The 18,450-nt window shown below is 36.3% G+C and carries 16 protein-coding genes, 1 other RNA gene and 1 pseudogene; 4 read left to right on the top strand and 14 right to left on the bottom strand.

Annotated elements, in window-relative coordinates:
- Positions 1-782 precede the first annotated feature (782 nt).
- The 3 genes from EKM66_RS09340 to EKM66_RS09330 form a co-directional block, all read right to left on the bottom strand.
- On the bottom strand, positions 783-1,208 hold the full coding sequence (locus EKM66_RS09340; protein WP_125763916.1) for a MarR family winged helix-turn-helix transcriptional regulator: 426 nt from the start codon (positions 1,206-1,208) through the stop codon (positions 783-785).
- Between the two features lie 82 nt (positions 1,209-1,290).
- On the bottom strand, positions 1,291-2,505 hold the full coding sequence (locus EKM66_RS09335) for a CAP domain-containing protein (protein WP_125763914.1): 1,215 nt from the start codon (positions 2,503-2,505) through the stop codon (positions 1,291-1,293).
- A gap of 128 nt (positions 2,506-2,633) precedes the next feature.
- Positions 2,634-3,500 carry a DegV family protein gene (locus tag EKM66_RS09330; protein ID WP_125763912.1) on the bottom strand — a complete coding sequence of 289 codons (867 nt, stop codon included), beginning with the start codon at positions 3,498-3,500 and terminating at the stop codon, positions 2,634-2,636.
- Positions 3,501-3,697: 197 nt separating this feature from the next.
- On the opposite strand from EKM66_RS09330, the gene EKM66_RS09325 reads away from it, so the two are divergent.
- Entirely contained in the window at positions 3,698-5,350 is a 1,653-nt protein-coding gene (locus EKM66_RS09325; protein ID WP_125763910.1) for an Rqc2 family fibronectin-binding protein, read from the top strand.
- 7 nt (positions 5,351-5,357) lie between these two features.
- Here EKM66_RS09325 and EKM66_RS09320 read toward each other — a convergent pair whose 3' ends face one another.
- The 7 genes from EKM66_RS09320 to EKM66_RS09290 form a co-directional block, all read right to left on the bottom strand.
- Complete coding sequence (locus tag EKM66_RS09320; RefSeq protein WP_125763908.1) at positions 5,358-7,760, bottom strand: ATP-binding protein; 2,403 nt, start codon at positions 7,758-7,760, stop codon at positions 5,358-5,360.
- Positions 7,754-8,842 carry a carbamoyl phosphate synthase small subunit gene (locus tag EKM66_RS09315; RefSeq protein ID WP_125763906.1) on the bottom strand — a complete coding sequence of 363 codons (1,089 nt, stop codon included), beginning with the start codon at positions 8,840-8,842 and terminating at the stop codon, positions 7,754-7,756. Before EKM66_RS09315 ends, EKM66_RS09320 begins: the two co-directional genes overlap by 7 nt.
- Before the next feature lie 25 nt (positions 8,843-8,867).
- Positions 8,868-9,395 (bottom strand): bifunctional pyr operon transcriptional regulator/uracil phosphoribosyltransferase PyrR, encoded by a 528-nt coding sequence (gene pyrR / locus EKM66_RS09310; protein ID WP_125763904.1) that lies wholly within the window; start codon positions 9,393-9,395, stop codon positions 8,868-8,870.
- 113 nt (positions 9,396-9,508) lie between these two features.
- Positions 9,509-10,414 (bottom strand): RluA family pseudouridine synthase, encoded by a 906-nt coding sequence (locus tag EKM66_RS09305; protein WP_404811468.1) that lies wholly within the window; start codon positions 10,412-10,414, stop codon positions 9,509-9,511.
- Positions 10,407-10,868 (bottom strand): signal peptidase II, encoded by a 462-nt coding sequence (gene lspA / locus EKM66_RS09300; protein ID WP_125763902.1) that lies wholly within the window; start codon positions 10,866-10,868, stop codon positions 10,407-10,409. The genes EKM66_RS09305 and lspA overlap by 8 nt, the downstream gene beginning before the upstream one ends.
- Positions 10,868-12,550, bottom strand: a complete 1,683-nt coding sequence (locus tag EKM66_RS09295) for a formate--tetrahydrofolate ligase (RefSeq protein WP_125763900.1) — start codon at positions 12,548-12,550, stop codon at positions 10,868-10,870. The genes lspA and EKM66_RS09295 overlap by 1 nt, the downstream gene beginning before the upstream one ends.
- Positions 12,534-12,935, bottom strand: coding sequence for an EbsA family protein (locus tag EKM66_RS09290; protein WP_125763898.1), 402 nt, complete (start codon positions 12,933-12,935; stop codon positions 12,534-12,536). The genes EKM66_RS09295 and EKM66_RS09290 overlap by 17 nt, the downstream gene beginning before the upstream one ends.
- A 27-nt stretch (positions 12,936-12,962) precedes the next feature.
- On the opposite strand from EKM66_RS09290, the gene EKM66_RS09285 reads away from it, so the two are divergent.
- From EKM66_RS09285 to EKM66_RS09275, 3 genes are all read left to right on the top strand, one after another.
- Positions 12,963-13,352 (top strand): reverse transcriptase-like protein, encoded by a 390-nt coding sequence (locus EKM66_RS09285; protein ID WP_125763896.1) that lies wholly within the window; start codon positions 12,963-12,965, stop codon positions 13,350-13,352.
- Between the two features lie 76 nt (positions 13,353-13,428).
- Positions 13,429-14,442 (top strand): lipoate--protein ligase, encoded by a 1,014-nt coding sequence (locus EKM66_RS09280; protein ID WP_125763894.1) that lies wholly within the window; start codon positions 13,429-13,431, stop codon positions 14,440-14,442.
- Between the two features lie 97 nt (positions 14,443-14,539).
- Positions 14,540-15,484: a magnesium transporter CorA family protein gene (locus EKM66_RS09275; RefSeq protein ID WP_125763892.1), complete on the top strand. Its 945-nt coding sequence runs from the start codon at positions 14,540-14,542 to the stop codon at positions 15,482-15,484.
- Positions 15,485-15,495: 11 nt separating this feature from the next.
- Here EKM66_RS09275 and EKM66_RS09270 read toward each other — a convergent pair whose 3' ends face one another.
- From EKM66_RS09270 to EKM66_RS09255, 4 genes and pseudogenes are all read right to left on the bottom strand, one after another.
- The gene (locus tag EKM66_RS09270; protein WP_125763890.1) at positions 15,496-16,614 is read right to left on the bottom strand and encodes a THUMP domain-containing class I SAM-dependent RNA methyltransferase; all 1,119 of its coding nucleotides are present in this window, start codon (positions 16,612-16,614) and stop codon (positions 15,496-15,498) included.
- Positions 16,615-16,685: 71 nt separating this feature from the next.
- Positions 16,686-17,042, bottom strand: an RNA gene (gene rnpB, locus EKM66_RS09265) — RNase P RNA component class B.
- 285 nt (positions 17,043-17,327) lie between these two features.
- Positions 17,328-17,735 (bottom strand): annotated as a pseudogene (gene gpsB / locus EKM66_RS12930) (cell division regulator GpsB); the annotation flags it as partial.
- A 72-nt stretch (positions 17,736-17,807) separates the two neighbouring features.
- A complete protein-coding gene (locus EKM66_RS09255; protein ID WP_125763888.1) occupies positions 17,808-18,359 on the bottom strand; it encodes an SLOG family protein in 552 nt (183 codons plus the stop codon).
- Between the last annotated feature and the right edge of the window lie 91 nt (positions 18,360-18,450).

Below are 18,450 nucleotides of genomic sequence, written 5' to 3'. Positions count from 1 at the left end.
ACACTAAATTTTATCATGAGTTGGAGAAAAGTTATTAAGATTTGTTTAAGATGTTGCATTTGGGCTTGACATGTAGCTTTAAATTACCACTTCGTATAATATATATTATGTAACCTTAAACTTGTTTATTCAAAGAAATCAGAAAAAAGGACTCTCCTCTTGAAATTTTTTGATGTTTTTATCAAATATATCTTCTATGAGGTTTGAGTTCTTTTTTTGTTCTTGTTGAATGATCTTATGAATTTGAATTGAATCGATGAAGTGTTCGGAGATAACTGATAATCAATTTTGCTAATAAATATAGATATTTGCTCATTATGTTTAATAGTTTTTTAGCGATTGATCTAAAGCCTTTTTCCAAAAGAATCAGCAAATACATAATAATCTTCAAGGCTTACCGTGTTTTGTTTGTATGATGAGTAACTACGATTCACCTCAGAATTAGATTACTAATATACATTCTAGACCGAGTACGTTTCCAAATGCTTTATTGTCGAATTAGAAATATTTACATTCTATAATTCACTGTCGATTCTAGTTATAGGATTCAGCGAGTGATTTGCTGAACTTTGACAGACAAGTTCTTGTACATTTAAACGAACTCGTCGCCTGAGGGCGTTTCTCGGCAGTTGCTTTTTTTGATTTGATCTGTCTTCATGCCTTATTTTTGCTCCTTTTTAAGGAAGCCTGTTTTTATTGACTTGCCTGTGCGGGTGGAGTATTTATTTTTGGTTTGTTGTTTTTTTGCTTGTGTTTTCGTAAAACATATATTATAACTAAAATTAAAAAGTTATTGTTTCGTTCAAAATTTTCCTTTCATCATTTGATAATTTTTCTACTTCTTGTTCCATAGCAAATTTTATGTTCGACGCATTTCTAACAACCAAATCTTGACCATACTTAGTCAGTGAAACAATAAGGTACTTTTTATTGCTTTGATCCTTGTTCTTTTCGATTAGCCCCTTCTCATATAAAGCAGTCAACGACCTACTGAGCTGTGACTTAGTTATTTTCAAGAAATCAATCAGTTTGGATGGTCGACACTGGTGATTATCTGAGACCCAGATAACCATCAAAATATCTATTTCTAACTTCGTAATGTGCTTATTTTTGGCTCCTTGATAAATTTCGGACTGAATTGCCCTAGCTAATCTAACAGTTGTTTTTATAAAAGTATAAAATTCTTTATCATTATTATTCTCGTTCATTATATTTCCCCAAAATTTTCCTAAAAAAAGAGACGTCTATTACAAGACATCTCTTCAACAATATTCATATTTTCGTTAAAATCTAAGCGCCTGTAAGGTCAGTTTTAATCAACCATGCATTGGTACCTATACGATACATTTTAACTCCTGTGACAGCATTTGTTGAACGTCTATCAACGATCCATTTTGAACCTGCAGCAACGGTTCTACTTGTTGCATTACCTTGATCGTCATAAATTGCAGTAGCTTTTGTAGTTGTAACCACAGTACCAGCTAAGAAACTTGCCCATGGTGTAACATCATCAGCAACCACAAAACCATTGTTACTTACGTGATAGTAGAAGGTATTATTCATTACAGCAATCATATCAGTTGCCCATGAAGTATTAGGAGATAATTCAACATTCGTCTTATTTCCATATCTGTCATAGATAGGTGTTAATGAATTATTATTAGTTACGCCCCCACGCATATCTAGGACTGTGTAATTATCTCTATCTTTATAATCAGCACTCTTCTTCTTAGAATCAACTAAGTTGTACTTAGAAGCATTAGCATAATCATTTTCATTAGTTAAATAATAACTATACAAATCACTTGCACTGTACTTGCTGTGTGCTGCTTGGTCATTTCCCATTTCTTGTGAGAAGTAGACCATACCATTTGAACCAACACTTACACCAATACCCACAAAATTAATGTATGGATTAAGCATGTTCTTTCTGTGACCATAGTTTGGTTGTGGATCATAATTTTCACTATAGAATTCAGCAGTTATTTTTTGTGCAATTACAGTTGGATCGGTTGTACCAAGCATTGTATATGGCATTTGAGCGATATTTTCTTCAGCATCCAAATAATAAGGATACATATTTGCTGAATTCCAGCCAGCGTGGTCATCTACACCTGAGGAAATGAAGCCATCTGTTCTAGACTGAGCATAATTATTCAAAACATTAACTGAAGTCAAAGCATTTAAGCCATTTTGAGCACGCAAGCTGTTTAATTCTGATAGCATCGCATTCTTGACTGCTTGGATGTTAATATCTTGAGCAGATTGGAATTTAGCAGTTGTAGCACTATTAGTTGCTGCAGCTGTTGCAGTATCATTAGAATTCGAAACAACTTGATTATCACTATCATTTTGTGAATTGGTGGCTGTGGCAACCGCAGTATCAGTATCAGTTGTAGGCGTAGTTGAAGTAGTGTCAGCCAAAGCAACTGTTCCACCAAAGCTAGTGCTCATTAACACACCTGCTGCCAATAATAAGGCTACCTTTTTCGTGTTAGAAAACATAATAATCCCCTTTTCTTAATGTATAGCTAAACCAATTTTACATTAAATATAAATTAAATAAAGACTTGATTAATACAATTATTTTAAACTATTGAGGTAAAATAAAAAAGCCTTATAGGCTTTTATTCTTAAGATTTGTCAAAATCACGTATCCACGCAATCGCTAAAGCGTCTTTTCCAAGGTGAGCACCTATAACTGGTCCGAAATATGAACGATCAACTGTTAAGTCTGGATGTTCACTTTTGAGTTGTTCTGCCCACTCATCCCCAGATTCAGGATCATCTGCATCAATAACCAATAATCTCAAAGGATAATCAGAATTTTCAATAGCAGTATTTAATTTATCTTCAGCCTTAGATTTGGCCTTCTTTAATGATCTTACTTTATCATAAGCAACAATCTTGTGTGACTCGTCATCAAACTCCAACAACGGCTTAATGTTAAGCATAGTTCCGATTACTGCAGACGTATTGGACAGACGGCCGCCTTTAACAAGATTCTTCAAATCGTTAACAACAAATGATTCTCCCATAGAATCACGCAAAGTATCCAATCTTTTCATGATATCTTCAAGCGGCTTGTTATCATTTGCCATACGTGCTGCTTCTTGAACCATATAGCCCATTAGGCGTACAGTTATCCATGAATCGTATACCACGACGTTCATATCATCAATAGTTTTAGCAGCAGTCTTCAAATTATTAACGAATCCAGAGATTGTACTTGCTAAATGAATGGAAATTACGGTATCATAGCCTTCTTTAGCCAAGTTTTCGTACAGATCCATCATTTCACCAATTGATGGTTGTGCTGTTGAGGGAAGTTCAGGAGACTTTTGAAGTAAGTCATAGAACTCTGATGTTGTAATATCAATGTCTTCACGATAAGTTTTAGTATCAAATACTACTTCTATTGGCACTACTGTTATATGATATTTATCGACGATGTTTTTTGGTAAGTAAGATGTACTATCTGTTACAATGGCTATTTTCATAAATTTATCAATTCCTTGTTTGCTTACGTATAATGATTGTATAACCATTAGATTATATCATATTCGTTCAGGATTTTTTATTTACACTGAAAAAACCGATATTTGTTTCAGAAATCAATGCTTGTTACACCATTGATTTTAAAGAATTATTTTTAATAATTCTATTTTAAGAATTACAGAAAGGACCCAGTATATATATGTCATTTGACGGAATGTTTACCCATTCAATGGTAAACGAATTAAAAGATAACCTTCAAGGCGGACGTATTGCAAAGATACAACAGCCGTTCGCTAACGAATTAATACTAACTGTAAGAAGTAACCGCAAGAATCAGCAATTGCTTCTCTCAGCACACCCAAGCTATGCCAGGATTCAAATTACCAAGCAACCATTTGCTAATCCGGCCAAGCCATCAACATTTGTAATGTCATTACGCAAGTATATCACCAGCGCAATTGTTCAAGATATCAGACAATTGAATAATGATCGTATTGTAATGATCGACTTGAGTGCTAAGAACGAACTCGGTGATATCCACGAATTCACTATGACGATTGAAATCATGGCTCGTCACAGTAATATTTTCTTAATCAACAAAGAAACAGGCAAAATCGTTGATTTGATCAAGCGTGTTTCTCCAGAAAACAATAGTTTCCGTGGACTATTGCCTGGTGATGATTACAAGTTGCCACCTGCACAAAACAAAGTTAATCCTTTTTTAGCATCTCCAGAGGAGTTCTCTTCATTAACTGATGCCAAAGATATTCGTCAAAAGTTTGAAGGTATCGGTATAGATACTTCTAACGAAATGGCACAAACTGATAACATCCCTGAATTCATCAAACAGTATGAAGAAGTTAAACCAAACACTGCCAATATGAATTCTAACAAGAAGCTAAACTTCTTACCTATCCCCTTCCCTAACACATCAGAAGTAGTAAATACCTATGATTCATTAAGTGAACTATTAGATAGCTACTATATTGATCGAGCAAGAATTGATCGTATTGAGCAACAGACTAAGTCAATAACTAGTCGTTTAGATATTATCCTGAAAAAGGATAAATCTAAGATCAAAAAACTCAATAAGCAATTAGATCAAACTAAGATCATGAGTGAATACAATCTATATGGTGAATTGCTTACTACCTACATGTCACAGGTAAAACGTGGTTCTAAATCAATCACCTTGACTAACTACTACAATAATGAAGAAGTGACGATTGCGCTTAATCCAGAACTCTCTCCATCAGATAACGCACAACGCTACTACAAGAAATATCGTAAACTGCAAAACTCAATTCCACACATCAACGAACAACTAGAGATAACTACTGGTGAGGTAAACTACCTAGAATCAGTTCTGGCATCCCTAGAATATGTCGATATTGAAGATGTTGATGGAATCATCGAAGAATTAATTGACTCCGGATATATCAAGAAACGTAAGCGCAATGCTCGTAAGAAACGTAAGAAGAAGATTGGTGAACCATTCCAGACTTCTAACGGTATCGAAGTTACTGTCGGTAAAAACAATTTGGAAAACGATCAACTTACAATGAAACTGTCACAAAAGAATCATTACTGGTTCCACGTTAAAGACACCCCTGGTTCACATGTCATTTTAAAAACTAGCGATCCTGATGAACAGTCAATAACTGAAGCTGCTACGATTGCTGCATATTACTCTAAAGCACGTGATTCATCGAAGGTTCCAGTCGACTACGTACAAATTAGAAATATTCGCAAGCCTAATGGTTCCAAACCTGGATTTGTTATCTTTGAAGGTCAAAAGACTATCTTAGTAGATCCAGATAGAGACTTAGTCAACAAATTAAAAGAAGATTAGCCACTGGCTAATCTTCTTTTTGTATCTTATCAATCTGTTCTTTAATTGCATCATATCGCAATAGGTTGTATCTCTTATCGTCAATCGTTAATAAATAACGATCATCAACGTTTTGATAAATCTCTTCAAGTGTTTTATTATCTTCGATCTTGTTACCAAGTATCAATTTAACTAATGTATCGATAACATGGACAGAACTGGCTAATTCATGGCGAATAATGTCATTTGTCATCCCTTGATACACCTTAGTAATGATCCAATGACCATTGCTCTTAGCAAATTCAAAGTTAAAGACATTAACGTCAGTATAATTCTCTAATTCTTGTTCAATCAGCTTTGAAAGAGCACTACGGTCTTCAATTGGTAAGAAATTATTGTATGAACTGATCTCAAATGAATGACCATCACGTTCCTTGCGATAAATTACCGAAGGTACTAAATAATTGTTTCCATCAGTAACTACCATTGCTCTTAATGAGATCTCACTTGGAATGGTGATGTCTTTCATCAGCTTAGAACTTATCTGGAATACATTTGAATTATCATCTGTGTCAATTAAATGTCTAGAAAAATCAATCGTCTTAAAAATGCTATCTTTTGGAATCAAATTAAGACTCTGCATTTCCATGTATGGATCATCAATTTCAATAACCTTTTCACGCATCCCTAAAGGAGCAGTCCATGGTTCACGTCCAATAACTACCGCTTCAAGTCCATTTTGGTCGATTGATTTGATCAGTTGTGTCAAAACGAATTGTCTAACCATAACATCACGTTTAGAAGTTATGATCGGTGATCTTACAATGATCTTATTCTTATCATTTAGCACCAGGTCACTGCTGATACCTGAAGTAACGAAAAAGTTCTGATTATTGTAATTCTTATTGGAGACGGAAATAGAACGCTTGCTCTTCACTACTGTCTTAGTAACAATGTCATCAGTATCAAGCAATAATTTGCTCTCTCCGATACCTTTGAAGCCCATTTCGACTAAACGTTCAATATTATCTTGGCCAATTTCATTATTCTCAATTGCTGTATTGGTCTTCAGTATATTACTTAATACCGTCAGATAAGGCATAGTAATTCCAGTTATTTCTGATAATACAGGCATTTCAAACTTTCGTCTCAAAGCCTCTAACAAAACATCCAGCATCCAATTGGTCGGGTGAATAATCTTTTCAAACAATTGATCATCATCCAATTCTTCTAGAGCCTTACGTCTATCAGTGTTGCTGTTGAGTTTGTCATTTAAAGCGCCTTTGTTGAAGACTTCTTCAACACTGAATCCATTTACAACAATACTAGAATTGGAGGTCTTACTAGGTCCTAAGTACTTCTGAGCCGACGTACCCCATTGTGGGAAACGTGACGTTATATGGTCCACAAATGGCTCTGAAGCACCATTGAAGCCACGACCGCCATCAAGCTTCAACTTATCAAGATGATACCCGAGTGCTAATTCTGCGGTTGCTGTAGCAATAGGATAACTTGTAGCATACTCAAGAAACTTGGATTCTTCACTTAGTCGTGGAATGAATTCAGTTATGAAATACTCATTAGTCTTATGATTATAGGCAAAATGAACCGTACAAATACCAACAATGTCGAATGCCTGAGCCAATTTCAATGATGCTGTCCGCATACGTTGCAGTTTTGAATCATTCAATGAAATGGCTGGAGATATCAAATTCGAATCCAAATGGTGAATACCAATAGGCTCAATATCCTCAATCGTACCGATCAACGCTGAATTATCGAATCGGTCACGCACAACGGTGAATGAATATTCACTGAAACCACGAATACTGCGTTCAATCTCAATACGGCTATCGTCAATATCTTCTAGTGCCATGAAATTATCTAACTCAAATAGGTTATTGATGTTAGTCCAGCCACTTGAATGACGATTGGAATATCTGCGTCTGGCAATGATTGGAAAACCAATTGAACGGATAAAACTATAAATTTCTTTTTCATCGTCTGAAGAAATGAAATTGATCACTGGTAATTTGTTGTCAGTCAACTTCTTAATGAATAATTCACGCTTAAAAGTAGCAAGTGAAGCCATATAATTCGAACCTAAGATCTTCACATTATCTATCTTGCCATTCAAACTCGATACAATACCTAACGCATTGCGATCACCAACCGTTGGCAAAATTGCATCTGGATGGTACTCATGGACAAAGTTCAAGACGTGTTCACCAGTAACACGTTCGACAATTATTCGATCAAAGAATTTGCCTGATGAAAGTAGCGACGTTGGATCCTCGACAATAACTGACAGTTTATATCCCAATTGATGCAGAATATCGACGGTATCATAGACTGCGGTCGATAGGTCAACATTCTTGTCACTAGTCGTTGGGCCAATGATCAATATACTATGTGGACGAACTTCTACCATTGATCTCTACCTCCATCGTCTTGAAATTTAACAGAATCTATCAAATCAATAAATTCATCAAAAACATAATAGCCGTCATTAGGTCCTGGAGCAGCTTCAGGTTCGAACAAAACACACATTATTGGCAGGTATTCATGACGAATGCCCTCAATGCTTCCGTCCGCAACACAAATATTCGTCACGATAAAATCAGACGAACTAATGTATTTTTGATCGATCGTATATGAATGGTTGTGGTTAACAAAATCAATCTTGCCACTGGCAACTTCTTTAACCGCTAATGATGATTCATGATGCGGCTGATCAAGCTTAATTATTTTGCAATCATTGGCCAATGCAATCAATAGATTACCCAGACCAATACCTAAAATTGGATATTTCTTTTGTAGTACTTTAATTGTTTCAATAGTCTGCGGAATATCGCTAGGTGCACCTGGTCCATTAGAAAAAATAATTCCATCTGGGTGCAGATTCTCAATTTCTTCAGGCGTTGAATTGTAATTTACGATGACCGAGTTGCAATCACGATATGACAACTGACGAAGAATTGAATATTTCAGCCCCAGATCAACAACTACAATTTTTATTCCCATATTAGGATTTGGATACGATTGTCTAGTTGAAACACGTTTGACAAGATCAGGTGGCAACACGAGAGCTTTAATTTGATCAATAGCGTGTTCATCATGTGTATCCATAATGCTAGCCTTCATTTCACCATGTTCAGAAATGTGTTTTGCTAAAGCACGCACGTCGACATTCTTAATCCCGGGAATTCCCAAACCTGTTATCCAATCGCCAAATGACACCGAGCCATCGATGGTGGTATGACTTGAGGAACCGATCACAACACCCTTGCATTGAGAATTGATAGATTCATAAAAATCACGATTAATACCAGAACTACCAATTGAGGGTATCGTAAAAGCCAGAATCTGGCCTTCAGCATCTGGATCAGTTACTGATTGTTCAATTCCGGTACGATTATTTGATATTACCAATTGACCTGTAGTGATAATGGAAGATCCGAATCCCACACCGGGGAAGACCGTTCCATCTTCTAAAATTAAATAACGCTTCATTAAAAAGCAACTCCCCTAAGTTTGATTACTCGATTTCGATTTTGTCTTCTCCATCAATTTCTTTCATAGAAACCTTGATTTTTTCTTTTTGAGAAGTAGGGATATTCTTACCAACAAAGTCAGCACGAATTGGAAGTTCACGATGTCCACGATCAACCAATACAGCCAAAGAAATCTTTTTAGGACGACCAACAGTCATTAACGCATCCATGGCAGCACGAATTGTTCTACCAGTATAAAGAACATCATCAGTCAAAATCACGTGCTTATCATTAATATCAACATCAAGTGGTTGAGGGGTAACGTCAGCTGGATTCTTCTCTTCATGGGTCACATCGTCACGGTAAGGTGTGATATCCAATTCAGCAACTGGAATACTGATATTTTCTAATTGCTTTAAACGAGATTCGATCCTGTGTGCAACGTATACACCACGAGTCTTAATACCTACTAACACTAAATCATCAATTCCCTTATTTCGTTCAATAATTTCATAAGTAATACGAGTCAAAGCTCGCGTCATCGTTTGTCCGTCAATTATTTCTTTAGCCATAAATTGGTCTCCTATTCTTTAAAAAAGCACTCACTGTCTGACTAATCAGCGTGAGTGCTTTAATTATATTTCTCACATAACTAAATTCAGATTATAGCACATCTAAGAGCGTGTCAACCGCGTAATTTCTCAAGTGTTTCTTGAAAAATCTTAGGGGGTTCAACAGAGAACTGCATCCATTCATGTGTCCTTGGATGTTCAAATCCCAAAGTCTTAGCGTGAAGGAATTGTCCATGTCCTTGCAATGTGTTTTTAGGTCCATACAATGGGTCTCCTGCTACAGGATGACCAATATATTGCATGTGTACTCTAATTTGATGAGTACGGCCTGTCTCTAATTTTAATTTAAGTAGTGAGTAATTCTCAAATTGTTCCAAAACTTCAAAGTGAGTAACCGCCTTACGGCCATCGTCAACAACTGCTTGTTTCTTACGATCATACTTTGAACGACCCAATGGGGCATTGATTTTACCCTTTGATTCTTCAAAGTTGCCATGAACGATTGCGACATATTCACGCAAGTTGGTTTTTTCTTTAAGTTGTTTCATTAATGATTGTTTAGCCAAATTATTCTTGGCTATCATCAACAAACCTGAAGTATCTTTATCAATACGATGAACAATTCCAGGACGAATCATGTCGTCATCGTTGATCTTACTGTGATACAAGATTGCGTTGACTAATGTTCCATCACGATGTCCAGCAGCAGGATGAACTACCATCCCTTGTGGCTTGTTCACGACTAAAACATCTTCATCTTCGTAAACAACATCGATTGAAATATCTTGTGGAATTGCCTCAATTGGTTCTTCTTCAGGAATAGTTACAGAAATTTTATCTCCAGATGTCAGTTTTGTACCAGTTTTGGCAGCAACTTTACCGTTGACCAAAATATTTCCGTCCTTGATGAACTTTTGAATTTGTGAACGTGTTAAATCCTCGACATTCTCGTTCACAAAATTATCTAATCTAGTTTTCTTAGTATCTTCGAATACTAATTCTATTGGGCTATCAGTTATTTTTGTCACCTTCCGTCATAAATATTAATGAAATGATTATCAATATAACTCCTATTGTAATATAAGTGTCCGCTAAATTGAAAATCGGAAAATTAACAAAATCAAAACTGAACATATCTATCACATAGTGATGGGCAAATCTATCGATTGCATTACCGATTGTTCCTGCTAATAAGAATAACAATGAGAATCGGTAAATATAATCTTTTTTATCGGACTTAACAAACAAATAAAGTAAAATGATTACCGCCACAATGGTAACGATGTAAAAGAAAATCATCTTTCCTTCTAACATACTCCAAGCTGCTCCGGTATTCGTAATATGTGTCAAAGACAAAATACCTGGAATGAATTCATGGAACGTTAATGTGGGGATGTTGGTAGCAACATAATACTTCAGCGCTTGATCGCCAGCGATTAAACCAATGAATAATACTATATAGACAATTGGCACTAGAACAGACCGCTAATTCTGCCGTCATTATCAACATCCATATTCAATGCGGCTGGTTCTTTTGGTAATCCTGGCATGGTCAAAATACTACCAGTTAATACAACGATAAATCCGGCACCAAGCTTGGGAATTATTTCCTTGACGTGGAGCGTGAAGTCACGTGGACTACCAAGCTTCTTTGGATCATCACTTAACGAATACTGTGTCTTGGCAATACATACAGGCATATCATCCCAAGCGTTGTTCTTCAGATTTTGTAACTGACGCATAGCCTTAGGACTGTACTCAACATTATTAGCACCATAGACCTCAGATGCAATGGTATCGATTTTCTCAACTGTAGGTTGAGCATCTTCATACAAACGAGTATAAATAGATTCTTTATCGGCAGCTCTAACTACCATTTTGGCAAAGTCGATTCCACCTTTAGAACCCTTATGATGTATATCAGCAACTGATACTTCAACGCCTAATTCATCACAAAGCGATTGTAATAACTTGATTTCATTATCAGTATCAGTCGCAAACTTGTTGATTGCTACGATGACCGGAATGTGATAATAACGCATGTTTTGCACGTGACGTTTTAAGTTCTTGAAGCCGAGATTCAAAGCATTCAAGTCTTCATTTTGCAAATCAGCCAACTTTTGACCACCATTGTACTTAAGAGCACGAATCGTAGCGACTACTACACTTAAGTTGGGTGCATGATCGAGTTTTGGAACCACAATATCCATGAACTTTTCGCCACCAAGATCGGCACCAAAACCAGCCTCAGTAATCGTGTAGTCTCCTAATTTCATAGCTAATTTAGTAGCTAAGATACTGTTGCATCCATGAGCAATATTTGCGAATGGTCCACCGTGAACGATTGCCGGTGTGTTTTCGAGTGTTTGAACCAAATTAGGTTTCAACGCATCCTTTAGCAACATCGTGATTGCACCCTCAACACGAAGGTCACGAACGAAAATAGGCTTCTTGTCGTATGTAAAAGCAATCAAAATATTTGAAATACGTTCCTTCAAATCATCGATATCCTGAGCTAAACATAAAACTGCCATTAATTCACTGGCAACTGTTATATCAAAATGGTCCTCACGAGGAATTGAATTAGCTGGACCACCAAGACCGATAGTAATATTACGTAGAGCACGATCATTGATATCCAAAGCACGTTTCCAGACGATTCTTCTTGGGTCAATATGTAATTGATTACCTTGATGCAAATGATTATCGATCAGTGCAGCTAAAGTATTAGTAGCACTAGTCAAAGCGTGCATGTCACCTGTGAAATGCAGATTTATGTCTTCCATTGGAACTACTTGCGCATAACCACCACCAGTGGCACCACCTTTCATCCCCATGACTGGACCTAATGAAGGCTCACGCAGAGCCAAAACAGCTTTTTTGCCAATTGCTTGCAGTGAGTCCGCTAAACCAATAGCGACCGTTGATTTACCTTCTCCAGCTGGAGTTGGATTGATCGAAGTAACTAATATTAATTTACCGTCATCCTTCTTCATAGCCTTTCGTATACCGCTACCAGAGATCTTAGCTTTATAGTGGCCGTATGGCTCAATATCGTCAGAATTCAATCCGACCTTTTGAGCAATTTGTTCAATATTCTTCATATTCTCATGCTCATTTATTTGAGCTATTTCAATATCACTTGGAAATGACATTATTCTCACCCACTTCTTTCTTAATTCCCTGTAAAATTTTCTTAGTCGAGGTAATCTTCAATGGAAAATAATCATGATTATCAAATAAAAATTCCATCGTCAACTTATCATCAGTTTTTATTCTAACATCAGTTTGTTTGAATACTCGAGCTTTGTAATAATTAGGCTCTTTGATAATAATCTTATCAGCGTCAAACTTTACCCAAGAATTAGTTATAATATAAATTACGTAAACAATTCCCAGGATCCACACTATGAATGGAACAAAACTGAAACTAAATATTTCAAGTTGTAAAATTACACCGAGACACAAAATACTCAGTGCGAGAGACCACATAATAATTCCCCATGATCCTGTGGGCTGAACAAAATATTTCTTAGACATATCTACTCCTGAAAGGTTTTTAATAAGATGATTAAATTGTACACCGACGCCGGTTTAAATACTAATTTAAATCTAGCCGCCACCGCCTACGTTATCAAGTATAACGATCAAATAATCAAACATGTCGATCCACAAAAACCGGCTGACAATCACTACTTGGAATTCTTAGCCTTAAAACTTGCTCTTGAACAAATTTCCAAAATGAATATCAACGATATCTTGTTCATTCATTCCGATAGCAAGATTTTAACAGATAGCGTAGAGAAAAAGTATTCTAAACACTATCAAGATATTTTGGATCCGATTTTAGAACAACTCAAAGCTTTTCCCATGTACTTTGTTAAGCATATTTCTGATAAAGATAACGGTGCTGCACATAGTCTGGTTCATCAAGAACTTATTAAGCTCCGCAAGTGAGTGGTTATTAATGTTCCATTTGTGAAAATTGTGATACTATTAAATCGCTTACAAATTATATCAAGGGGGCACTTTTATGTACTATGTTGTAATGAAGGATCGCGACATTCGTGATAACCTGGCAACCGAGCAATATTTGATGAATAATGTCGAATTCGACGAGCCACTTGTTCTATTCTATATTGAAGGACCATGTATCATCGTTGGTAGAAATCAAAATACTATGGAAGAAATCAACCCTGACTATATTAAAGATAATAATATTACTGTTACCCGTCGTCTATCTGGTGGTGGAGCAGTATATCAAGATCTAGGCAACCTTTGTTTCAGTTTCATGGTTGATTCAGATGACAAGAACTTTGGTGATTTCAAGTCATTCACTCAACCTATTATTGATGCCTTACACCAAATGGGCGCAACAACTGCCGAAGTCTCAGGTAGAAACGACTTGTTGGTAGATGGCAAAAAGTTCTCTGGTAACGCAATGTACTCAAGAAATGGCAAGACATTCTCTCATGGTACATTGTCACTAGATGTTGACCTCGATGTTCTAACAAAGGCTCTTCATGTACAAAAGGATAAGATTGCTTCTAAAGGTATCAAATCAATTAGAAGTCGTGTTACAAATGTACGTCCTTACCTTGCTAAAGAATATCAAAATCTAACCACTGAGCAATTCCGTGACAAACTATTATTGGAATTATTCCACGCTAACTCATTAGATGAGATTAAAGATCACGAATATACTATTACTCCAGAAGACCAAAAAGAAATCGATAAGTTGAAGGAACAATATTACTACAACTGGGATTGGGTCTATGGCAAATCACCTAAATTCACCGCTAAACAAAGAAAACACTTCGACATGGGTACAGTTGATGTTCGTTACAATGTTGAAGATGGAAAAATCGAATCAGTCGAAATTTACGGTGACTACTTCGGTATGAAGGATGTTAACGACATTAAGGAAAAACTTCTTAATGTTAAGTTTGACCGTGATGAGATTCTCGAAGTTCTCAAAGGATTCAATCTAGATGACTATTTCAAGGGCATCCCACAGGATGAATTAGCTAAACTATTTACTCCATAAAATCAATTTGATTATAAATTAAAACATGCTGACCATTCATTTTACGAATAGTCAGCATGTTTTTTTATGCTATTATTGTTTTCGAGGGAGAACGATAATGATAAATTCACAACCATTAGGTCAAGACTTAACCTTGATCGATATTAATTCCAAAAAAAATCTAAGCGACACAGACCGCACAACATTAATTGAACAATTCGATATAACTAACGAAATTCTTGATTACGCTGATGATACAAATGAACGTGCACGACTTGAATACGATGAACATACAAATACTTTTCTGATCGTATTCAACGTTCAAAACGAGAGAGTTGATGGTGATGCCCTTTCGGGGAGTACTTTACCAATTTCTTTTGCCATCAAGGATAATCAATTATTCCTATTTACTAATAATTCAACACACTATATCAAAGATTACGTTATAAACGCTCATAATCACTTTGAGAGCACAGTAGAGGATCGTATCTGGGAAATCATCTTCAATACCTTTGATCAAGTCACAAGTGACTACAATGACCGCATGAGCGAGATCAATCAAGATCGGAACAAGATTCAAAATCATTTGAAAAGAAGCCGCTCTTCTAAAGATCAAATCTTGGAATTAGCAGAACTCGAAGACTTGATTACATATATTAGCACGGCTATCAATGGTAACTTCAATGTTGTTAAACAAATTGAAATTATTTCAACTGGTAAAATTCAAAATATTAACTTGAATAAGAAGTCCAAAGAACATCTTCATGATTCTATTATCGAAATTGAACAGATAAGAGATCAAGCAGGTTTGACTTCTGACATTATTGATCGAGTAGCCAACACATACAATAATATCTTAAATAACCAAACAAATACGACCATGAAAATACTGACAGTTTACACAATTGTCTTAAGTATTCCCACGATCGTATCCGGTTTTTATGGTATGAATATGAAATTGCCTGTTGCTGACAAGTGGTGGTCATGGTTCTTCTCACTACTCGTTACAGCAATTTTGATTCTTCTAATTCTTTGGGACCTGCATCGTCGTGATAGCCTCTAAGTGTTATCTAATTAGTGACGGCGAGTTGCCCAGTATTGATAGTAATCAGCTCTAATTGAACCATTGTATAATTTACGTTTCTTAGTAGCACGTTCACCATAGAATTTTTCAAATTCCAAATCACTAGTGATAATATATTTACTCCATGTGGGAGCGGTCCTGAAGACCTCTCCCATTTCTTTATACAATTTTCTAACATTTTCCAAGTCACTCATACGTTGACCATATGGAGGGTTAGCAATGATGACACCATCGTCACCTTCAATTTTCAAGTCTTTGATAGCGACTTGTTTGAATTGAATATCATGAAGAACGCCAGCATCATGTGCATTAAGCTTAGCAACGTCGATCATAGAACCATCGATATCACTAGCGAAAATATTAAGATCAACGTCTTTTTCACCTGCACGAGCTTCTTCTTTCAAGTTGGCTAAGATTTCAGGATCAAACCAATCGAAATCCTCAAATGCAAAGTGGCGTTGAATACCAGGTGCAATGTTCTTAGCCAGACGTGCAGCTTCAATGGCAATTGTACCTGAACCAGTTGTGGGATCGATGAATGGCATATCTGGATGCCATACAGTTAGAAGAATCATTGAGGCCGCAAAGTTCTCCTTCAACGGTGCAGCACCGTGTTCAACACGATAACCACGTTTGTATAGGGATGCGCCAGTTGTATCAAGAGTTACTTCGACTAGATCTTTATGAATACGAGTCTCAATTTGATAAGTAGCTCCAGTTTCAGGCAAACGTCCACGACGCATATATACATCAGCCATCTTATTAACGATGGCTTTTTTTGTAATTGCTTGAATATCACGCTCTGAATGAAGCTCTGATTTAACAGTTCTAGCCTTAATTGGAAAAGCAGCGTTTAATGGTAACCACTTATCCCAATCAATTGCGTAAACTTTATCAAATAACTCTTCGAAAGAAGTTGCTTTAAATGTACCGATAACGATTTTTACACGATCGGCACTACGTAGCCAAAGATTGGCTTTAGCTACATCTTCATTTTCTCCTTCAAAGTAAACTTTCCCGTTATCAGTTTGGGTCTCATAACCTAAATCTTTTAGTTCACGTGCGGTTATAGCTTCAAAACCGCTTGACATTGTCGCAATTAATTTCATTTCTACCTCTTCATGAGTTTAAATTTTCATACAAAAAAAGGACGAACAAGTCGTCCCTTACCTTAGTAAATTTCTATAAGCCACGTTCTGTTCATGTACCGGCTAGGCACTCCGATACAGTTAGTAATCATCTATCTACAATTACGCCTTCACAGTAGATTCATTTCTCGTTATGAAGCGCCCCTACCAAAGTTTGGGTTGCCCGCTCGCGGGGTTTACCTCGTTCCACTATTACGGTTTCCCGTAATACTACGTCTCTGTGGCACTTTCAAGCTAGTAACACATGGTCGAAACTTTAGTGCGTTCGCTGCCGTTACCAAAAAGGTACCTTGGCTTATTGGGCCAAGCACGGACACTACAAGCATCTCAGCTCGTGCGGGCGTGGACTTTCCTCAGCCTAGATAACTAGGCCGCGATTACTCAAAATTTACCGATGAATCTATTATACACTAATATTGATTAAAATTACCATTATTATTTATATTTCCGTTAAAACCATTCATATTTTGTGCTTGACGGTTAGATTGGAAATGATTTGGATCATTGAATCCTTGTTGCTGATTGTTCATTTGAGGCTGTTGTTGAGCGTTTTGTTGGTTCATACGAGGATTGATCTCATTATGACCACTCTCAACACTACCCATATTATTTGGAACCGCAGCTGATGCAAATTGTTTAATATTTCCATCATTATTGTCTTCAGCAGGCAGACCATTAGAAAAGTCGTGACCAAAGACACGATTCTCCAAATTGGACAATCTTCTCAAAATATCATAATTAGTTGAAGATTCTGCAGTAGCACTAGTTGATGGATGTTGTGACTTTACTTGTGGTCTAACACCCATCGTACGATTCTTCATAGGTTGTCCAGGTTGTTTTTGTTGTGGACGTTGACCTTTTGCACCTAATTGACTTCTAAGGTTTTCGTTTTCTGATTGAAGACGATTCAACTCATTTGAGTAAGCTTCGTAATCCTTGATAATTCCATCTAAGAATTGATCAACTTCTGTAGGATCGTATCCTCGCATCTTTGTCTTAAATTCTTTTTGCAAAATATCATTTGGCTGGAAATTTAAAACAAATTTATTATCATTATTTGGTTGTGGATTAAATCCATTCATCTGATTCATATTATTCATATTGAACACCCCAATTTGTGTTAGTTAATTATAACAAAATAAATCGCTTTTAATCTAGTTATCAAACATTATATTAGCAAAATCCTGCATAGTATCAAAATCTACAAGCTCTAATTCATAATCATTGCCTGCATTTCGATAATTCTCTATGGCTTCGTAATCAAATTTTGGTTTTCCGCCACTGTCAGGATCATAAAACACGATAGCACCATCAGTGTGTTTTAACATAAAACTCTGCCATGTTCTTAACTGTTCACCTGAATGATACCCCATATTCGTCAATTTATTAACATAGTCAGCGTTTCTTAAAAAAATATTTAGTAATTGCTGGTTTTTCTCATTCCATTTACCCCCAAATTCAGCAAATGGCAACATTACCGCATGTTTTATATCGTATCCTTTGTCCTTGACATCCTGTACAGCTTTACCGACGATTTGCTCAGTTCCTAATTGTGCTCCAGTTAGGACCCATTCCATACCGTCTTCAGCATAATTGGTCAATCTCTCAGCAAAAAACTTCTGAATTACCTTTGCCTTTGGGTCATCCGGCTTAAAAAGACCAATTTCATATGACCTGTACCCAGTTACCCATAAATTTTTGATCATAAAAAAATCTCCTTAAAAAAGTTCAAACTAGCAAACCTTTGTTCTATAATACTTGGAAACAATGTCTGCAATTAACGGATTACTTACTAAC

The organism is Companilactobacillus hulinensis (assembly GCF_003946555.1).
In the GTDB taxonomy this organism is placed as follows: domain Bacteria; phylum Bacillota; class Bacilli; order Lactobacillales; family Lactobacillaceae; genus Companilactobacillus; species Companilactobacillus hulinensis.
The sequence above is the reverse complement of the archived record's forward strand: the minus strand, read 5'-3'. Positions and strand labels throughout refer to the sequence as shown.

Coding starts and splice junctions, on each gene's coding strand:
- EKM66_RS09340 (WP_125763916.1), bottom strand. CDS start 1,208: ATGAACGAGAATAATAATGATAAAGAATTTTATACTTTTATAAAAACA.
- EKM66_RS09320 (WP_125763908.1), bottom strand. CDS start 7,760: ATGGTAGAAGTTCGTCCACATAGTATATTGATCATTGGCCCAACGACT.
- EKM66_RS09295 (WP_125763900.1), bottom strand. CDS start 12,550: ATGTCATTTCCAAGTGATATTGAAATAGCTCAAATAAATGAGCATGAG.
- EKM66_RS09290 (WP_125763898.1), bottom strand. CDS start 12,935: ATGTCTAAGAAATATTTTGTTCAGCCCACAGGATCATGGGGAATTATT.
- EKM66_RS09330 (WP_125763912.1), bottom strand. CDS start 3,500: ATGAAAATAGCCATTGTAACAGATAGTACATCTTACTTACCAAAAAAC.
- pyrR (WP_125763904.1), bottom strand. CDS start 9,395: ATGGCTAAAGAAATAATTGACGGACAAACGATGACGCGAGCTTTGACT.
- EKM66_RS09315 (WP_125763906.1), bottom strand. CDS start 8,842: ATGAAGCGTTATTTAATTTTAGAAGATGGAACGGTCTTCCCCGGTGTG.
- EKM66_RS09335 (WP_125763914.1), bottom strand. CDS start 2,505: ATGTTTTCTAACACGAAAAAGGTAGCCTTATTATTGGCAGCAGGTGTG.
- EKM66_RS09255 (WP_125763888.1), bottom strand. CDS start 18,359: ATGATCAAAAATTTATGGGTAACTGGGTACAGGTCATATGAAATTGGT.
- EKM66_RS09280 (WP_125763894.1), top strand. CDS start 13,429: ATGTACTATGTTGTAATGAAGGATCGCGACATTCGTGATAACCTGGCA.
- EKM66_RS09270 (WP_125763890.1), bottom strand. CDS start 16,614: ATGAAATTAATTGCGACAATGTCAAGCGGTTTTGAAGCTATAACCGCA.
- EKM66_RS09325 (WP_125763910.1), top strand. CDS start 3,698: ATGTCATTTGACGGAATGTTTACCCATTCAATGGTAAACGAATTAAAA.
- EKM66_RS09285 (WP_125763896.1), top strand. CDS start 12,963: ATGATTAAATTGTACACCGACGCCGGTTTAAATACTAATTTAAATCTA.
- EKM66_RS09275 (WP_125763892.1), top strand. CDS start 14,540: ATGATAAATTCACAACCATTAGGTCAAGACTTAACCTTGATCGATATT.